Source organism: Streptomyces sp. P5F9 (assembly GCF_057961495.1).
In genome coordinates this window covers 1-17,070 of record NZ_JBXVPZ010000205.1, presented here as the reverse complement: position 1 = coordinate 17,070, position 17,070 = coordinate 1, and the positions used below count along the sequence as shown (strand labels likewise).

The 17,070-nt window shown below is 72.4% G+C and carries 10 protein-coding genes; 6 read left to right on the top strand and 4 right to left on the bottom strand.

Annotated features, from left to right (window positions below; genetic code table 11):
* Window positions 1–24 precede the first annotated feature (24 nt).
* Genes iolD through AC31A1_RS28460 form a run of 3 tightly spaced genes read left to right on the top strand, consistent with a single transcriptional unit; the run spans window position 25 to window position 4,243 of the window.
* Window positions 25–1,902 carry a 3D-(3,5/4)-trihydroxycyclohexane-1,2-dione acylhydrolase (decyclizing) gene (gene iolD / locus AC31A1_RS28470; protein WP_489656064.1) on the top strand — a complete coding sequence of 626 codons (1,878 nt, stop codon included), beginning with the start codon at window positions 25–27 and terminating at the stop codon, window positions 1,900–1,902.
* 29 nt (window positions 1,903–1,931) lie between these two features.
* A complete protein-coding gene (locus AC31A1_RS28465) occupies window positions 1,932–3,425 on the top strand; it encodes a CoA-acylating methylmalonate-semialdehyde dehydrogenase (protein WP_489656063.1) in 1,494 nt (497 codons plus the stop codon).
* Window positions 3,426–3,457: 32 nt separating this feature from the next.
* The gene (locus AC31A1_RS28460; protein WP_489656062.1) at window positions 3,458–4,243 is read left to right on the top strand and encodes a GntR family transcriptional regulator; all 786 of its coding nucleotides are present in this window, start codon (window positions 3,458–3,460) and stop codon (window positions 4,241–4,243) included.
* Between the two features lie 9 nt (window positions 4,244–4,252).
* Here AC31A1_RS28460 and AC31A1_RS28455 read toward each other — a convergent pair whose 3' ends face one another.
* Window positions 4,253–5,224, bottom strand: coding sequence for a hypothetical protein (locus AC31A1_RS28455; RefSeq protein ID WP_489656061.1), 972 nt, complete (start codon window positions 5,222–5,224; stop codon window positions 4,253–4,255).
* An 85-nt stretch (window positions 5,225–5,309) separates the two neighbouring features.
* Here AC31A1_RS28455 and AC31A1_RS28450 point away from each other — a divergent pair, with 85 nt between their 5' ends.
* Both AC31A1_RS28450 and AC31A1_RS28445 read left to right on the top strand, forming a co-directional pair.
* A complete protein-coding gene (locus AC31A1_RS28450) occupies window positions 5,310–8,126 on the top strand; it encodes a tetratricopeptide repeat protein (protein WP_489656060.1) in 2,817 nt (938 codons plus the stop codon).
* 5 nt (window positions 8,127–8,131) lie between these two features.
* Complete coding sequence (locus AC31A1_RS28445; protein ID WP_489656059.1) at window positions 8,132–8,581, top strand: hypothetical protein; 450 nt, start codon at window positions 8,132–8,134, stop codon at window positions 8,579–8,581.
* On the opposite strand, the gene AC31A1_RS28440 is transcribed toward AC31A1_RS28445, so the two are convergent.
* The gene (locus AC31A1_RS28440) at window positions 8,576–12,937 is read right to left on the bottom strand and encodes a tetratricopeptide repeat protein (RefSeq protein ID WP_489656058.1); all 4,362 of its coding nucleotides are present in this window, start codon (window positions 12,935–12,937) and stop codon (window positions 8,576–8,578) included. The genes AC31A1_RS28445 and AC31A1_RS28440 overlap by 6 nt on opposite strands.
* Window positions 12,938–12,941: 4 nt before the next feature.
* Window positions 12,942–13,271: a CU044_2847 family protein gene (locus tag AC31A1_RS28435; protein WP_489656057.1), complete on the bottom strand. Its 330-nt coding sequence runs from the start codon at window positions 13,269–13,271 to the stop codon at window positions 12,942–12,944.
* Between the two features lie 117 nt (window positions 13,272–13,388).
* Here AC31A1_RS28435 and AC31A1_RS28430 point away from each other — a divergent pair, with 117 nt between their 5' ends.
* The gene (locus AC31A1_RS28430) at window positions 13,389–14,360 is read left to right on the top strand and encodes a hypothetical protein (RefSeq protein ID WP_489656056.1); all 972 of its coding nucleotides are present in this window, start codon (window positions 13,389–13,391) and stop codon (window positions 14,358–14,360) included.
* Window positions 14,361–14,388: 28 nt separating this feature from the next.
* Here the strand turns inward: AC31A1_RS28430 and AC31A1_RS28425 are convergent, their stop codons facing one another.
* Window positions 14,389–17,004, bottom strand: coding sequence for an AAA family ATPase (locus AC31A1_RS28425; protein ID WP_489656055.1), 2,616 nt, complete (start codon window positions 17,002–17,004; stop codon window positions 14,389–14,391).
* Between the last annotated feature and the right edge of the window lie 66 nt (window positions 17,005–17,070).

Here is a 17,070-nt window from a genome sequence, read left to right as displayed (position 1 = left end):
CTACACGGCACCGGAGAAGTCCTGATGAGCACCCCCACCCGCCGCCTGACCGTCGCCCAGGCCCTGGTGCAGTTCCTGTCAGTCCAGTACACCGAGCGCGACGGCGTACGGCACCGGCTGATCGCGGGCACCTGGGGCATCTTCGGCCATGGCAACGTTGCCGGACTCGGCCAGGCGCTCCTTGAGGCGGGCGAGGACACGATGCCGTTCCACCAGGGCCGCAACGAACAGGCCATGGTGCACGCGGCGGTCGGCTACACGCGCCAGCTGGACCGGCTCTCCGCGCAGGCCGTCACGACGTCGATCGGACCGGGCGCCACCAACCTGGTCACGGGCGCCGCGCTGGCCACGATCAACCGCCTGCCGGTCCTGCTCCTGCCCGGCGACTACTTCGCGACCCGCGCCGCCGACCCGCTGCTCCAGCAGCTGGAGCACCCGGTCGAGGCCGACCTCTCGGTCAACGACACGCTGCGCCCGGTCTCCCGCTACTTCGACCGCGTCATGCGCCCCGAGGCGTTGATCCCTGCCGCGCTGAACGCGATGCGCGTGCTGGCCGACCCGGTGGAGACGGGAGCGGTGACTCTCGCGCTGCCGCAGGACGTTCAGGCCGAGGCGTACGACTGGCCGGAGGAGTTCTTCGCCGACCGCGTGTGGCACGTCCGGCGTCCCGCGGCCGATCCGTCCGAGCTGGCGGAGGCGGTCGCGGCGATCCGGGCCGCCGAGCGTCCGGTGATCGTCGCGGGCGGCGGCATCCACCACAGCCGCGCCGAGGAGGCGCTGAAGGCGCTGGTCGACGCCACCGGCATCCCGGTCGCCTCCACCCAGGCGGGCAAGGGCTCGCTGCGCTACGACCACCCGGCCGACCTGGGCGGCATCGGCCACACCGGCACCGCGGTCAGCGACGACATCGCGCGCACGGCGGACCTGGTGATCGGTGTCGGCACCCGCTACACGGACTTCACGACGGCCTCGAACACTCTCTTCCAGAACCCGGCCGTCCGCTTCGTGAACCTCAACATCACCGCGTTCGACGCCCACAAGCTGGCGGCGCGCACCCTGGTGTGCGACGCGAGGGCAGGACTCACCGCGTTGACCGAGGCACTCGCCGATCACCGTGTGAACTCGGTTTACGAGGCCGAGTACCGCGAAGGCAAGGAGCGGTGGGAGCAGGTTGTCGACACCGCGTTCACCGCCGCCGACGAGAACGCCGTACCGACCCAGACCCAACTCCTCGGCGCCCTCGACGCGGTCGTGGGCGACGACGACGTGGTCATCAACGCGGCCGGTTCCCTCCCCGGCGACCTGCACAAGCTGTGGCGAGCTCGCAGCCCCCGCCAGTACCACCTCGAATACGGCTACTCCTGCATGGGCTACGAGATCCCGGCCGGCATCGGCGTCCAGCAGGCCGCCCCCGACACCCCCGTCTGGTCGCTGGTCGGCGACGGCACCTACCTGATGATGCCGACCGAGATCGTCACCGCGGTCCAGGAAGGCCTCCCGGTCAACCTGGTCCTCATCCAGAACCACGGCTACGCCTCCATCGGCGGCCTCTCCGAGTCCGTCGGCGGCGAGCGCTTCGGCACCGCCTACCGCTACCGCGCGGCCGACGGCACCTTCTCCGGCGCCCCGCTCCCGGTCGACCTCGCCGCCAACGCGGCCAGCCTCGGCATGGACGTCCTGCGCGCGAAGACGGTCCGCGAACTACGCGAGGCGCTCGCCACGGCCCGCGCCTCCGACCGGCCGACGTGCGTCTACGTCGAGACCGACACCGCCACCCCGACCGCTCCCCCGGCCGAGGCCTGGTGGGACGTACCGGTCGCCGAGACCGCCTCGCGCGCATCGGCCGTACAGGCCCGCGAGGAGTACGACCGCCAGGTCGCCGACCGTCGCCGCCACCTCTGAACTCCCCTCCCCCGAAAGGCCTTTGCACCATGAAGACGATCACCCACTGGATCGACGGCAAGCCCGTCGAGAGCACCTCGGGCCGCTTCGGTCCCGTGTACAACCCGGCGACCGGCGCTCAGGAGAAGCAGGTCGGCTTCGCGACCGTCGACGAGGTGGACGCCGCCGTCGCCTCCGCGAAGGCCGCGTTCGAGAGCTGGGGCGTCGCCTCGCTCGCCAAGCGCACCGCGATCCTGTTCAAGTACCGCGAGCTGCTGGACGCGCACCGCGACGAGATCGCCGAGCTGATCACCGCCGAGCACGGCAAGGTCCACTCGGACGCGCTCGGCGAGGTCGCGCGCGGCATGGAGATCGTCGAACTCGCCTGCGGCATCAGCGTGCAGCTCAAGGGCGAACTGTCCACGCAGGTCTCGACCCGCGTCGACGTGGCCTCGATTCGCCAGCCCCTGGGCGTGGTCGCGGGTATCACCCCGTTCAACTTCCCGGCCATGGTGCCGATGTGGATGTTCCCGCTGGCCATCGCGACCGGCAACACCTTCATCCTGAAGCCGAGCGAGAAGGACCCGTCGGCGTCCTACCGCCTGGCCGAACTCGCCTCCGAGGCGGGCCTCCCCCAGGGTGTGCTGAACGTCGTGCAGGGCGACAAGGTGGCCGTCGACCGCATCCTGGAGCACCCGGACGTCGAGGCCGTCTCCTTCGTCGGCTCGACGCCGATCGCGAAGTACATCCAGCTCAAGGCGGTTGAGCACGGCAAGCGCGTACAGGCTCTCGGCGGCGCCAAGAACCACATGCTCGTCCTGCCGGACGCGGACCTGGACTTCGCGGCCGACCAGGCGATCAACGCGGCCTACGGTTCGGCCGGCGAGCGCTGCATGGCTGTGTCCGTCGTGGTCGCGGTCGGCGACACCGGCGACGAGCTGGTCGCCAAGATCGCCGAGCGTGCCGGCAACCTGCGCATCGGCCCGGGCAACGACCCGGCGTCCGAGATGGGCCCGCTCATCACCCGCGAGCACCGCGACAAGGTCGCCTCGTACGTCGCGTCGGCCGCCGCGCAGGGCGCCGAGGTCGTCGTCGACGGCACCGGCTTCTCGGTCGAGGGCCACGAGGACGGCTTCTTCCTCGGCGTCTCCCTCCTCGACAAGGTGCCGCTGACGGCGGACGCGTACAAGGACGAGATCTTCGGCCCGGTGCTCGTCGTCGTCCGCGCCGAGTCGTACGACGAGGCCATCACCCTGATCAACAGCTCCCGTTGGGGCAACGGCACCGCGATCTTCACCCGGGACGGCGGCGCCGCCCGCCGCTTCCAGATGGAGGTCAAGGCGGGCATGGTCGGCGTGAACGTGCCGATCCCGGTGCCCGTCGGCTACCACTCCTTCGGCGGCTGGAAGGACTCCCTCTTCGGGGACCTCCACATCTACGGCAACGACGGCATCGCCTTCTACACCCAGGGCAAGGTCATCACCACCCGCTGGCCGGACCCGGCCGACGGTGGCATCAACCTCGGTTTCCCCAGCAACTCCTGACTGCCCGTCACGATCCGTGAGGAGGTGCCCCTGTGGCGAAGACCGGTGACTACGCGCGTGCCGCGAACGGGTCCCCGCTCGATGCCCTGCATTTCGCCCTGGACCGCAACAGTCCGGTGCCGCTGTACTACCAGCTCGCGCAGCAGCTGGAGGTGGCGATCGAGCACGGGACACTGGCGCCGGGCAACCTCCTGGGCAACGAGATCGACCTGTCCGTACGCCTCGGCCTGTCCCGCCCCACCGTCCGCCAGGCCATTCAATCCCTTGTGGACAAGGGGCTGTTGGTCCGGCGGCGGGGGGTCGGCACGCAGGTGGTGCACAGCCAGGTCAAGAGACCACTGGAACTCAGCAGTCTCTACGACGACCTGGAGTCGGCCGGACAGGGCCCGACCACGGAGGTGCTGCGCAACGAGGGCGTGCCCGCGACCGCGGATGTCGCGGCCGCCCTCGGTGTCCCGGAGGGCAGCGAGGTCACCCTCCTGGAACGGCTGCGCTCCACCCACGGCCAGCCGATGGCGTTCCTCTGCAACTACCTCCCGGCGAACCTGCTCCAACTCGACACCGCCCGGCTGGAGTCGACGGGCCTGTACCGGATGCTGCGCACCGCCGGCATCACCCTGCACAGCGCCCACCAGACGATAGGCGCCCGCTCGGCCACCCCCGCGGAGGCCACCCGCCTCGACGAGAAGGAGGGCGCCGCCCTGCTCACCATGCAGCGCACGGCGTACGACGACACGGGGCGGGCGGTCGAGTACGGCACGCACATCTACCGGGCGTCCCGGTACGCGTTCGACTTCCAGCTGCTGGTCAGGCCCTGACCGGCGCCGTCATCGGCCGTCCGCGTCGAGGGCTTCCGCGATCCGCAGCGCGCAGCCCTTCTTGACCAGGTAGTGGGTACCGGTGTGGGGCGAAGCGCCGTTGTCCACCGTGGCCGGCGCCGCCCTCATCTCCGTACGGCGGTCGGGGTCGTCGCGGTGCGGGTCGGGGAACAACTTCGTGTGGTCGTGGTGCGCGGCGACGAGATCGTCGGGGTCCGCGAAGTTCGCCCAGCGCCGCAGTCCCGCCGGCGGCCCGTGCGGCCGGCGTTCGAGAAGCCGGTGGACCGGGCGGAGGCCCAGCGGGGAGCCGACGGTGAGAAGGAGTTCGGGCCCCTCTCGCTGCCCGGCGTCCGCCCGCTCCCACAGCGCCTCGTAGGCGACGACACAGCCGAGGGAGTGGCCGATCACCACCTTGGTGCCCGCGTCGAGATGGCGGTGCACCCGGTTCAGGACCTCGCGCCGGACGCGTTCCTCACCGAAGTAGCGGGAGATCTGACGCACCGGCGGCTTCACCGTGCCCAGCGCCGTCAACGCCGCTTCGCCGAAGTACGGCAGCCTGAGCAGGGCGTGCGTCACGGCGCGGGCGGTGGATTTCCAGCCCATGGGCTCCGGTGGGATGTCGCGCAGCTTGTCGAGTTCCCGCTCGGCGATCTCGCGCTGCGCGGGGTCGGTCGACCTGGTGGCGGCGTTCAGCAGGACGTGGCGTGAGGTCGCCTCGTCCCGGACGGTGACACGGCGCTCGATCTCCCGCTGTTCCCCGGGAGTCAGCCCCTCGCCCTCCGCCGACAGGAACACGTCGCCGTAGAAGGCCATCCGGGCGTCTGCCGCCCCCGGAACTCCCCGCTGCCACAAGGAGGTCGCGAGGTCCTCCCGCTCGATCTTCGCGAGGCCGTGAGCGATCGCGGCCAGCCAGTCGGACTCCAGCTTCCCGGCGACACTCTGCTCGTGGTCGATCCCGTGCACCAGGACGATCTCGGCCATGCGCCGTCCCCCCTTCCCCCGGCAGTGCGCGTCCGCGTGACGAACCCACTGACACGGTCCATCCTCACATGGCAGGCTTCGTCCCATGGGTGAACGGCGTTGTCTGCACATCGGTTCGCAGTGCGACACGCAGGACCACCTCTCGCGATTACGGCGCGCCGTCACCGACCTCGACGCCGTCTTCCGCGACCCGGCGCTCGGCGGCTGCTCGGCCGCGCTTCCCGACGGCGTCTCCCTCCTCCTCGATCCCGACGCCGCCGCTCTCGAAGGCGCTCTGCGGGCGGCTGTCGCCGCGGCGTCGGCGGACGGTGCGACGCTCTTCGTCACCTTCACCGGACACGGTTTCGCGACCGAGTCGGACTTCCATCCGATGACGCGGGAGTCGTCGGCGCCCGATCCCGGATCGGCTTGCGCGCTCGGGGAGTTGCTGAGCGGACTGCTCGTCGAGCATCCGCATGTCGACGGTCTCGTGCTCGTCCTCGACGCCTGCGAGTCCGGACACGCGCTGACCACCCTGGGCGACGTCTTCCGTGAGGTCGCCCGCACCACCGGGCAGCGGTTCGAGGTGCTGGTCTCCACCGGGGCCGGTACCGCGTCGGCCTGCGCCTTCACCCTCGCGCTCGGTGAACTCCTGCGCTCCGGGACCACGACGTCCCGGCCGTCCCTCACCTCCGACACGGCGCTGTCCCTGCTGCGCGACCGGCTGCCGGGCCAGCGGCCGGACCACCGGATGTTCGACCGCGGCCGTGAAGTCCCGTACAGCGACCCGTCGTTGTGGCTTGCGCTGAACGCCGGGCGGACGCGTCGGGGCAGTGAACAGCTCGCCGATCTGCTCACCTGGTACCAGCCCACCGCGGAGGCCGGGGCCCTGGCCCGCCGGCTCGACGGCGCACGCGTCCTGGCGGTCACGGGGCCTGCCGGGCAGGGGAAGTCCTCGTTGCTCGCCTCGCTCGTCACCGACGGGGACGCGGTCGCCGTCGTGACCGCCGCCACGACCCCGGAGAGTCTTGCCGCGACGCTGGTGCGCGACCTTGAGCGGCTGCCCCGATTCGCGGACGCCGTGGACGCGTTCCGGCGCTCCACGCCCGATTCCGTACTCGCGGGACTCGACGCGCTGCGCGCCCGGGTCATCGGCCCGCTCGGTCATGTCGTACGGCCGGTGCGGCTGATCGTCGACGGGCTCGACCAGTTGAGCGCCGCGGCACACGAACCGGTCCTGGCAGGTCTCGACGCGCTGGCGTCGGACGCCGCTCTGGGCCATGTGTCGCTGCTCGTCAGCGCGCGGACCGGCACCCGGCTGCCGCACGGGGCACAGGAGTTCGTCCTCGGTACGGCCACCCCCGACGAGCTCTCCGCGTATCTGACCCGGCGTGCGGTCCCCCGGCATCTGCGCGACGCCGTCGTGGCGCGTGCCGACGGCAACTGGCTGGTGGCCCGCGCCTACGCCGACGTGGCCGAGGGCCTGGACACGGCCGACGAACTGCCGGGCACGCTCGGCGCGGCCTTCGACAGGGCCCTCGACGGTGCGAAGTACCGGCCCGACCAGGAGGACCAACTCCTCGACGCGGTACTGACGGTGCTGACGGCCGCGGGCGCGGGACCCGCGCTGCCGGTCTCCGTCCTCCTGGACGCCGTACGCCTGCTGCCCGGAGGGGGGCCCGACCGGCTGGTGCACGACGTGCTGGTACGGCTTCAGGGGCTGCTCGTCCGTGCGGCGGCCGGAACGGAGCGGGAACTCGTGGGCCTGTTCCACGCCCGGCTCGCCGAACACCTCGCCACGACCGACGACCTGGACCTCTTCGACGACCTGATGGGCACCGGCGACGCCGGCCCGACGCCGCGCCGCCGGATCCGGGTGACCGACGGGCACGGTGCGCTGGCGGACGTGCTGCACGCCCAGGTGCCGCACGGGGCACAGGGGCACGGGACGCAGCCGTTCGAGTACGCGCTCGCGGCCGAGCCGGAACACCTGTGGCAGGCCGGCCGGAAGAAGGCGGTGCTGCACGGGCTGCAGTGCCGCACCGCGGGCCGCCCGGCCGACAACCTGGCCCGCTGGGACGCGTGGCTGCCCAGACTGACGGACGCCTTCGGCCGCCGCAGCGAGGAGTCCCTCGCGGCCCGGCTGCAACGGAGCACCTGCACCGAGGCGGCGGGACGGCGCGGGGAGGCCCTCGCCCTGGCCCGCGAACTGGCTGAGGACTGTGCCGCGGTGCTCGGCCCCCGGCATGTCTCGACGCTCACCGTGCGCCACGACCTCATCCGCTGGGACGACGAGGCCGACCTCGGCCTCCGCATCGAGCGCGCCCAGGCGCTGGTCGAGGAGGTGCGCCAGGTCCACGGGCCGGAACACGCCGACACACTCGGCGCCCAGCAGACCGTCGCCTGGCTGCTCGGTGCGAACGACCCCGCCCTCGGCCGCGCCTACCTGGAGAACATGCTGCCCACGGCGACGAAGGTACTCGGCGCCCGGGACGAGCGGGTCCTGCTGCTCCGGCTGAACATCACCTACCGCCTCAACGAGGAGGGCGAGCAGGAGGAGGCGCGCCGCACCCTGGCGGAGCTCCTGCCCGACCTGACGGCGCGGCTGCCGTCCCACCATCGGGTCGTCCTCACGGCCCGCGCCAACCTGGTCGAAATCACCGCGGCCTGCGGCCTTCACGAGGAGGCCCGGTCACTGTGCGCGGAACTCCTGTCGGCGATGGAGCAGTTCTACGGCGACGAGCATCCCGACGTCCTCACAGTCCGCGGCAACTACGCCGGGCACCTGTTGCGCGCGGGTCGGCGCGCCGAGGCCGTGGACCTGCTGCAGGAGCTCGCCGCCACCCAGAGCCGGGTGCTCGGCGACACGCACGCCGCGACGGTGACCACCCGCACGATCCTCACCCGGCTGCACGGAGGCTGACCCCGTTGTCCGACACATCCGACGCCGCCGAGCCCGATCTCTCGGAGCAGACGGCCCGGCTCAGGGCCAGCATCACGCAGGCCATGCGGCCACACGGCGGGAAGCGCGACTCGCTCCTGCACAACGGCAGCACCATGGCGGCGATGGCGGCCACGACGGTCGCCACCGTGCTGCCCGTGGACTACTCGGCGTGGGCCCGCGCGGCGGCCGGAGCAGCCACGTTCCTGATCGCGGTGGCCCGTGCGCTGGACTTCGGGGCCCGCTGGCGCTGGCACCTGAACATGCGCTCGCGCTACGCGGTCCTCCTGGACCGGGTGGACCAGGCCGCCCTGCTGCCGACGGCCGAGCGGGCCGAGACGCTGCACCGCATCTACGAGGACCTCTTCAAGGTCCGGTCCCTGGAGCGCGGTATCCCGGGTGTGGGCGCCGTGGGCAACACCCTGCCCAATTCATGACGCGCCTCCGGCCCCGGCCCGCGCGAGGCCGTACCAGTAGCGGGCCTCGGCCTCGTCGCCCTCGGCGGACGCCACGTCGCCGAACAGGGCCAGCACCGTCGCCGGCAGCGGGTGGGGGGCGGGGCGCGGCGGTTCGGTCGCGGCGAGCGGCGCCTCCAGGGCCGTAGCGGGCCCGGGACCGATGTCCTCCGGACCGTCCTCCTCGGACACCTCAGGTACCCACACCTCCTGGGCGCGCTCCCGCTGCCCCATCTCGACCAGCAGCGCGGCGAAGTCGTAGCGGGCCGCGGACTCGGTCTCGGGGTCGCCGCAGGCGATGGCCTCCTCGAACCAGGGGTACGCCTCCTCCGGCCGGTTGTCCGTCACCAGCACCTGTGCCAGCAGGAGCAGTGCCTGCGGGCGGTGTTCGGTGTCCGCGGAACGGGCCAGCGGGAGCAGGGTCTCCTCGGCCTCGCGCCGCAGCCTCATCCGGAACAGGGTGCTGCCGAGGTAGCGCCGGGCGAGGGGCTCGACCTCGGGGTCCCCGGCGGCCAGGGCGTCGGACAGCAGCCGCCGGGCCTCGTCGAAGTCGTTGTTCGAACGCCGTACGACACCGAGCAGCGCGCCGGCCTTCGGCGCGGTCTCGAGGTCGCCCACGCCCAGCGCGCCTTCGAGGAGTTCCCCGGCGGCCTGGAGTTCGCCGATCTCCAGCAGGTACTCGCCCATCCCGAGGTAGGCGACGGCGATCGCCTCGGGGTCGCCCGACCGTTCCACGCCGAGCAGCAGTTCCTCCGCCGCGTCCGGGTCGCCCTCGCCCAGCAGCAGGACGCACAGATAGGCGCGGGCGACCTCGGTGACGTCCGTCGGGTCGTCCTCGACCACGGACCGCAGGAGTTCACGGGCGTCGTCGTTCTCGCCGTCCTCGATGAGGAACTTCGCCAGCTGGAAGCGGGCCATCTGTGCCACCGGGGCCTCTCCGGTACGCCCGGCCTCCCGCAGGTGGCGCAGGCCCTCGGCCCGCCGTCCGTCGTGCACATGGACCATGCCGAGCAGGGTGGTCGCCCAGGTCGCGGCGGTGGCGTTGGCGGATTCGGCGACCACCCGCAACAGGCTCTCCGCGCGGGCGAACTGCTGCTCGTTGTCGGCGAGCATCAGGGCCAGGTCGATCCGGCCGATCAACGACCACTCGTCGTGGCCCGAGTCGATCGCGACCCGATAGGCGTCCTCCGCCTCCCCGAGCCTGCCCTCGGCGGCGAGGAGGTCGCCCAGCAGGTCGGCCGCCCGCGGCCCCTGTTCGGGGTGGCCCGACCCCATCACCTGCGTCAACAGCTCCCGCGCTCCCACCGTCCCGCCGTCCCCGGCCGCCAGCAGGGAGGCGAGGTTGATCCGGGCGAGACAGGTCCACTCCCGGTGGCCCGAGTCGATCGCGGCACGGTAGGCCGTCTCGGCCTCCGCCGCCAGGCCTGCCAGGGCGAGGAGTTCACCGAGGATGTCGGCCGCGCGTGGCATCTGCTCGGGGTGCCCGGAGCGCATCACCTCCGTCAGCAGGTCACGCACCGGGTGCAGGTCGTCCGACACGCCGGCCAGCACCACCGCGAGGTCGACGCGAGCCGTGTGCGACCAGTCGGGGTGCCCGGAGTCGACCGCCCGCTCCAGCCACTCCCGGGCTGCCGGGACGTCCTCCAGCGCGGTGTACCACTCGCCGAGGACGCAGGCCGCGCGCGGCGCCTGGTCGGGGTGGCCCTGCTCCGTCACCTCGCGCAGCAGGGGCAACGCCCCCTCCGGGTCACCCTGTTGCAGCAGGGCGATACCGAGGGCCACCTGGGCGGTCGGCACGAGCAGCGGATGCCCGGAACGCAGCACGGCCTCGAACATCTGCTGGGCCTCGGCGAAGCGGCCTTGCAGGAGGTACAGCTCGCCCAGGCCCGACCGTGCCTGCGGTACGGCGTGGTAACCGCCGCTCTCCACCGCCGACTTGAGCAGTTCCTCGGCCCGTTCGAGCCGGCCCTGGTGGGCGTAGATGCCGCCGAGGCCCACCGAGGCCAGGGCCGTGATCTGCCCGGCGATCGACTCGCCCAGGGCGCGGGACAGCGCCCACGGCTGCTCCACCGGTTCGGCCGAGCCGCCCCTGGCCGCGGCACCGCCCGTGCCGGGCTTGCCACGGACCCGGCCGGAGCCTCGTCCGACACGTACGCCCGGTGAGTCGCCGGTCAGGACGCGGACCAGCTGTGTCTGTGCCAGCGGCGCCACTTCCGTGTCCCCGGTCGCCAGTACGGCCTCCAGCAGGCGTTCGGCCCGCTCCGCCTCGCCCTGTGCCGCCAGCAGACGGGCGAGGCCGACCTGTGCCATCTGCGACACCTGCGGATCGCGGGAGGCCACGGCGGTCTCCAGCAGTCCCCGGGCCCGCGCACGCTCGCCGGTCACCATGAGGACGCCTGCCAGGTCGAGTTGGGCCAGCGGGACGACGTCCTCGGCGCCGGAGCCGGCCGCTGTGTCCAGCAGGTCCGCCGCCGCCTCGAAGTCGCCCTGGTACAGGCGTATTTCACCGAGCATCAGCGAGGCCCAGGCGGCGCCGTCCCGGTCGCCGGTGGTCGCCGCGATCTGCTGGAACATCCGCTCCGCGACCTCGGACTCCTCCCGCAGCAGCGCGACGTACGCGGTGCGCAGCAGTTCGCCGCCCGGCCGCCGTTCCGCGAGGTACTGCCAGGCGAGCGGCGGCACCGCAGCCGAGGGGTCGTCGGACCGGGTGTCGAGGTACTCGGACAGATAGGGGGACCCCGCGTACCCGGGCAGGTCGCCGGGGGCGCGGTGCAGCAGGGCGATGCCGCCGGCCACCGGCTCCCTCGCCCAGGCCAGCCCCCTCCGGAACAGCGCGTCGTCGATGTCGAACTGCGGGTGGTGCGCGGTGAGATAGGGGCCGAAGAGTTCGCGCAGGGCGGCTTCCGGGACCGGTTCCGTCATGCCCATCCGCAACCAGTCCGTGGCCGCCTTCACCAGCGCCCAGCCGGCCGGGCAGCTCTCGGCACCGTCGTCGAAGCGCTGTTCCAACGCGGGCGCGGCCACCATCAGCTCACCGATGCCGCGCGCCGCGAAGTCCTCGCTCGGATAGAGCTGTTGAGCGACGGCTTCGTCCGCCTCCGCGAGCCGCGAGGGCAGTTCGACGGTGTACGCCTTGCCCAGGACGGTACGGGAGACCCGGCCGACGTCGTTCTCCATGGCGGTCAGCGCGGCCCGCTGCTTGGCCGGGATGGTGGCGACGACCGTGACGGCGGGGTGACGGCGGGCGAGCCGGTCGAGGACCTGGAGGTCGAGGCCGCCGGGCTGCAGATAGCGGTGCAGGTCGTCGAGCCAGAGCACGCTGCGGTCGGGACCGGTCGGCAGGTTGAGCCGGCTGAGGTCGTCCAGGACACGCTGCTCCGGCCGGTCGGGCCGCGGCACGATCAGCCGGGCGCCGGGCAGTGTGCGCCGCAACGCCTCGTACAGGGTGCGGGACTTGCCGGCCTTGGAGCGGCCGGCGAGCACCACGAACCGAGCGTCGAGGAGGGCCGCGTCCAGTTGCTCGTCCTGCGGACTCCGGGCCACGTAGGGCGCCTCGTCCGGACGGTTGCTGTACTTGGAGCGGGAGACACCGATGTCGTACGGGTCCACCTGCTCGACCCGGGGGATCTCGCCCTCCCCGGTCAGCGGGATCCACAGCAGGTTCTCCAGCCGGCCGCGCATCTCCGCGGTCGTGGCGTCCCGGACGTGGGCGGCGAGCGGGGGCCAGTAGCGGGCGAGCGCCTCGACGCGGATGGCGTAGGCCGTGCCCCGGTCGACCTTGGCGACGGAGTCGCGGGCGACCAGGATCCCGACGACGCCCTGACTGTTCATGTCCCACAACGGAGCGCCGGAGAAGCCCTGTTCGAGGGCCCAGCCGGCGTGCGGGCTCGTCTGGACCTGCAGCCGGTCGGTCCCGGCGTGGCCGATGATCTCGCCCCGCGCGTACACGCCGTCACGGGGGTGCTCCTTGGGGTACCCGTACGCCCGGAACCGGTGGTCCCAGGTGCCGGGGTCGGTGGTGCGCAGCGGTGCGGGCCCGGCGTCGGGAGGGGCGGGCTCGGCCAGTTCGAGGACGGCGATGTCGCCGGTGTCGTGACCACCGGCAGGGTGCCAGCCCTCGGGTACGACGGTGGCGGCGATCGGGTCGTGCCGCTCGGCGAACTGGAACCGGACGTACACGGGTTCGGTGGGGACACCGGGTGCCGTGCCCGGCCGTACGACGTGCGCGCACGTCAGGACATGGCGGGGAGTGACCAGCAGACCGGCGCCGACCGGGTCGGCGTCGCGGGTACGGCGGATGCTCACCTGCCAGGGCGGGCGTTCCCAGGTGACGGACACCGCTTCACTCCGCCGGGTCCTGGTCGGCCCGGCTCCAGTGGATCCTGACGTTGAAGTGCCCTTCCAGGGACGTCTTCGCGATCACCACACCGGACTCCGCGTTGAGCTTCATCCCGAACTCGACCTCGTACTTGTCGGGCGCGAGGGCCTTGACGGAGTCGACGACGGACCGGAGGCCCGGGCGTACCGCGGCCAGCGCGTCCTCCAGCCGCCGGCTCGCCTGTACGACACCGTTCGGGTCCCGGGAGATCAGTTCCAGTCCCGTGTCGTCGTCCTCCACCTCGACCAGGAGCGACGCCCCGTCAGGACCGTGGAAACGCACCAACTCGGCCATGAATCCCCCGAACTGTCACCGCCGGACGTTGTGCGTGAAGGATAGTGGTGGCCGTACCGGTCGTGTGGGGGTTTGGGCGATACGCCGACACCGGCCGGAACGGCGACGGGGGGAAGCGTGGAGGACAGCAGACGAGAGCTCGCGGAGACACTGGCCGCCTCCGACGCGGCCGATCCGACGGCCGCTCTGCAGGTGCTGGGACATGCGTTCCGCTGGGCCACGGCCGCGTTGCACCGGCTGGACGGAGGGCCCGGGGGCCATGACGCCCTCGCGGCCTTCTTCGCACTGGACCTGGCGCTGGAGGAGGGTCGCGAGCTGGTGGACGCGTTACCGGGCCTGCTGGCGGCCGCCCGGCCCGGGGACCACAACGCCCGCGGCACAGAGGAGTTGGCCCGGCGTCTGACGGAGACCGCCGACCGGGTGCGGGCCGAGCGGGAGACGCTGGAGAAGCTGACGGCCGCCGAGGAGGCCCTGCGCGCTCGGCTCGCGCAGCACGAGGAGCTGCGTCGGCAGGTGGACGAACTGCGGCGCCTGGAGCGGCTGGTGGTCGCGCTGGACGGGCTGCGGAATCAGCAGCAGGTCATCCAGGAGCGGCTGGTGGAGCTGCGCGGCCGGGACGCGGGAGTCGACGAGGCCCTGCGTACCAGCAGTGACGCGCTGGTCCGTCTCACCGAGGACCAGTTGGCGGTCCTGGCACCGCAGACCCGGCAGACGCTGGAGCGGGCCGCGACGGCGCAGAGCGCGCTGGCCGCCGCCGAACGCGAGTACCGGGCGAGTTCGGAGGAACTCGCCGCCTGTCACGACAGGTTGGAGCGTATCCGCACGGAGCGCGGCGGCCAGCTGGCCTCCCTGACCCGGCACGCCCAGGCCGATCGCGAGCTGGCCCGCGCGCTGCGCGGGGCCGCCGGGCCCGGCGGTGCGGCTGTCTCCGTGGCCGCTGAGACGGCCTCCCTGGAGCAGGTGGCGACCGCCGCCGAGTCCATCGAGCGACGGCTGCGCGAGGCGGACGAGGCACTGGGCCAGGTACTCGACCAGCGCGCGGAACGGAACACGGACGGACGCACGGTGGTGGGTCGTCTGGGCGCGTGAGCGGTGCCCCGGACGGGCCATGCCCCGCTCATCGGGGTGTGACCGGCAGGTCCGGTGGATCGGGTGGGTCCGGTACGTCCTGCGGCAGGTAGACGGAGTCGGCGGGGCCCAGGGCGAATCGGGCTGCCATGCGCCCTTCCATCGTCTCCAGCAGGCCGCGTACCGTGCGGGCGTTGCCGAAGGCGGTCGGGTCGGCGTTCCTGGTCGCCAGCAGCCGGCGCGCGGCCCGTTCGGGGACGCCCTCGCCCAGGGTGCAGCCCTCGGCGGCGGCCATCCGGCGCAGGATCTCCACCAGGTCCTCCGGCCCGTACTCCGGGAACGGCACCCGCTGCGTAAAGCGTGACTTCATGCCCGCGTTGAAGGCCAGCAGGGCGTCCATGTCCTGCGGATAGCCGGCGGCGACGACCACGAGTCGGCCGCGCAGATGTTCCATCTCACGGATCAGTGTGTCGATGGCCTCGGCGCCGAACCCGCCGTGTCCACCCGTGTCCCGGACCAGGCTGTAGGCCTCGTCGATGAAGAGGACACCGTCCAGCGCCTTCTCCACGGCCTCGCGCACCAGCGGCCCGGTCTGTCCCACGAATTCGGCGACCAGGTCGGTGCGGGTCACCTCGACGACATGTCCCTTGCGCAGCAGGCCGAGTTCGTGGAACAGCTTCCCGATCAGCCGGGCCACCGTGGTCTTGCCCGTGCCGGGTGGTCCGGTGAACAGCAGATGCGGCGGCACGGGCGTGCCCTTGTTGCGGGCCTGCCGCATCCGCAGCCGGTTGGCCAGGTTCTCCAGGACCTCGCGGACCGGACCCAGTCCGACGTAGTCGTCGAGTTCGGCGAGCAGGGCGGCGGGGTCGGGCGCGGGCCGGGGCAGATAGGCGCGGTAGGCCTCGGGGATGTCCTCGGGGCCGACCGGTTCGGCGATGTTGCGGCGGTTGCGGCTGGTCCACCGCTTGTAGACGGCGTCGCCGAGGGTGCGCATGTCGCGGCCGTTGGCGAAGTCCGCGCTCCTGGTGCGGTACAACTCCCCCACGATCACCTCCAGTTGGCCGACCGCCTCCTCGGTCGGCTCCACCCCCCGTTCGGCCAGCCGGAGTTGGAGGATGGCGTGCAGGACGTCGGGGGCGAAGTCGGGGAAGTCGAGGATGTTGTCCTGCGGGAACCGGCTCGCCAGGCCCTCGTTGGACTTCAGGAACTCCTTCATCTTCTCCGGGTATCCGGCGACGATCACGACCAGGCGGCGCCGGTCGTCCTCCATGCGCTTGAGCAGGGTCTGGATGGCCTCGCCGCCGAACCCGCCCCGCTGGTCGCTGAGTCCGTAGGCCTCGTCGATGAACAGCACACCGCCCAGGGCCCGGTCGACCGTCCGGTTGGTCAACGGGGCGGTCTGGCCCACGTATCCGCCCACGAGGTCGCTCATCTTCGCCTCGACGAAATGGCCGCGGTCGAGCAGCCCGAGGTCGCGGTACATCTCGGCGACGAGCCGGGCCACCGTGGTCTTCCCCGTACCCGGGTTCCCGGAGAACACCAGGTGCAGGGCGGGCGGTTCCGTGGCGGTGACCCGTCCCGCGGCCACGAGTTCCTCGGTGGCCTCCACCTCGGCCCGCAGTTGCTCCATGTGCCGCTTGAGCACGTCGAGGCCGGGCATGGCCGCCAGCTTCTCCCAGGGTGTGCGCACGTCGTCACTCACCGCGCCGAGCCACTGGCGTACCGAGTCCCGCTCCAACGAGCCGTTCCTCGCCGCCAGTTGACCGAGCCGGGTATGCCAGGTGAGCGCCTTGACGGGCTGCCCGGCCATGGCCCTCACGATGGGGTCGAACTCCCGCCAGTCGGCGATGCGCAGACCCTGGCGCAGCCGTACATGGTGGACGAGCCGTTCCAGTTCGGCGGCCTGGGGGTGCCCGATCCGGAAGGTGGCGCCGCCTCCCGGCGCGGCGCGCTGGGCGTTCACGAAGGTCTCCAGGTGCGGGAAGTCCCCGCACGTGCGCAGAAAATCCTCCACCTCCTCCAGACCCGTCTTGCGGAAGACGAGGATCCACAGGTTGCGTGTGTTGGGATCATGGGCCCAGCGTTCCATGGCGCCCGCCAACTGCCGTGGGGCCCTGGTGTGCCGGAGGGTCTCCTCGGCGTGCGAGAACACCACGGCGGTACGGTGCCCGGTCTGGTGGAGGTAGCCGGTCAGGGTCGCCACACTGAACACGTCGGACGTACCGGTCGACGGTGCCGGCGGACGTCCCGGCGCCGCCCCTCCCGCGTCGTCCGGCGCCGCGGCGGCGCGCGGGGCGAAGTCCCTCACCAGCAGCCCGCCGAGCGGGCCCTTGAGCTGCGAGTGCCGCATGGCGCGCGGCCCTGCGGGGCGCGTCGGGGTGGCCTGGACCGTTCTGCGCCGCGAGAGGTCGCGGGAAGCCTGGTCACGGAAGTAGACGGGTTCCTGCAGCGAGCTGAAGACGATCCGCTCGAAACCCTCGGCCCGCAGCAGCCTCCACAGCGCCTCCTCGAAGACGCACACCTGGTAGGCGTGGTCGACGAACTGGTCGCCCACGCCCGGGCCGTAGACGACGGTGAACGGTTCGCCGCCGCGCAGGCCGGCCGGGTCCAGCCGTTCCGTCGACGGCCCCGGCGCGGACGGCGTGTCTGCCGGCGGTGCGGTCACTCCGCGGCCGTCCCCCGCTGCCGCTGCTCGGTGGGCAGCGGAGCGGGCCGGGGGCCGCCCTCGGGC

What these genes read in the sequence shown, in the direction of transcription:
- iolD (WP_489656064.1), top strand. Translation starts at nt 25, where the DNA reads ATGAGCACCCCCACCCGCCGCCTGACCGTCGCCCAGGCCCTGGTGCAG.
- AC31A1_RS28465 (WP_489656063.1), top strand. Translation starts at nt 1,932, where the DNA reads ATGAAGACGATCACCCACTGGATCGACGGCAAGCCCGTCGAGAGCACC.
- AC31A1_RS28455 (WP_489656061.1), bottom strand. Translation starts at nt 5,224, where the DNA reads ATGGCCGAGATCGTCCTGGTGCACGGGATCGACCACGAGCAGAGTGTC.
- AC31A1_RS28450 (WP_489656060.1), top strand. Translation starts at nt 5,310, where the DNA reads ATGGGTGAACGGCGTTGTCTGCACATCGGTTCGCAGTGCGACACGCAG.
- AC31A1_RS28435 (WP_489656057.1), bottom strand. Translation starts at nt 13,271, where the DNA reads ATGGCCGAGTTGGTGCGTTTCCACGGTCCTGACGGGGCGTCGCTCCTG.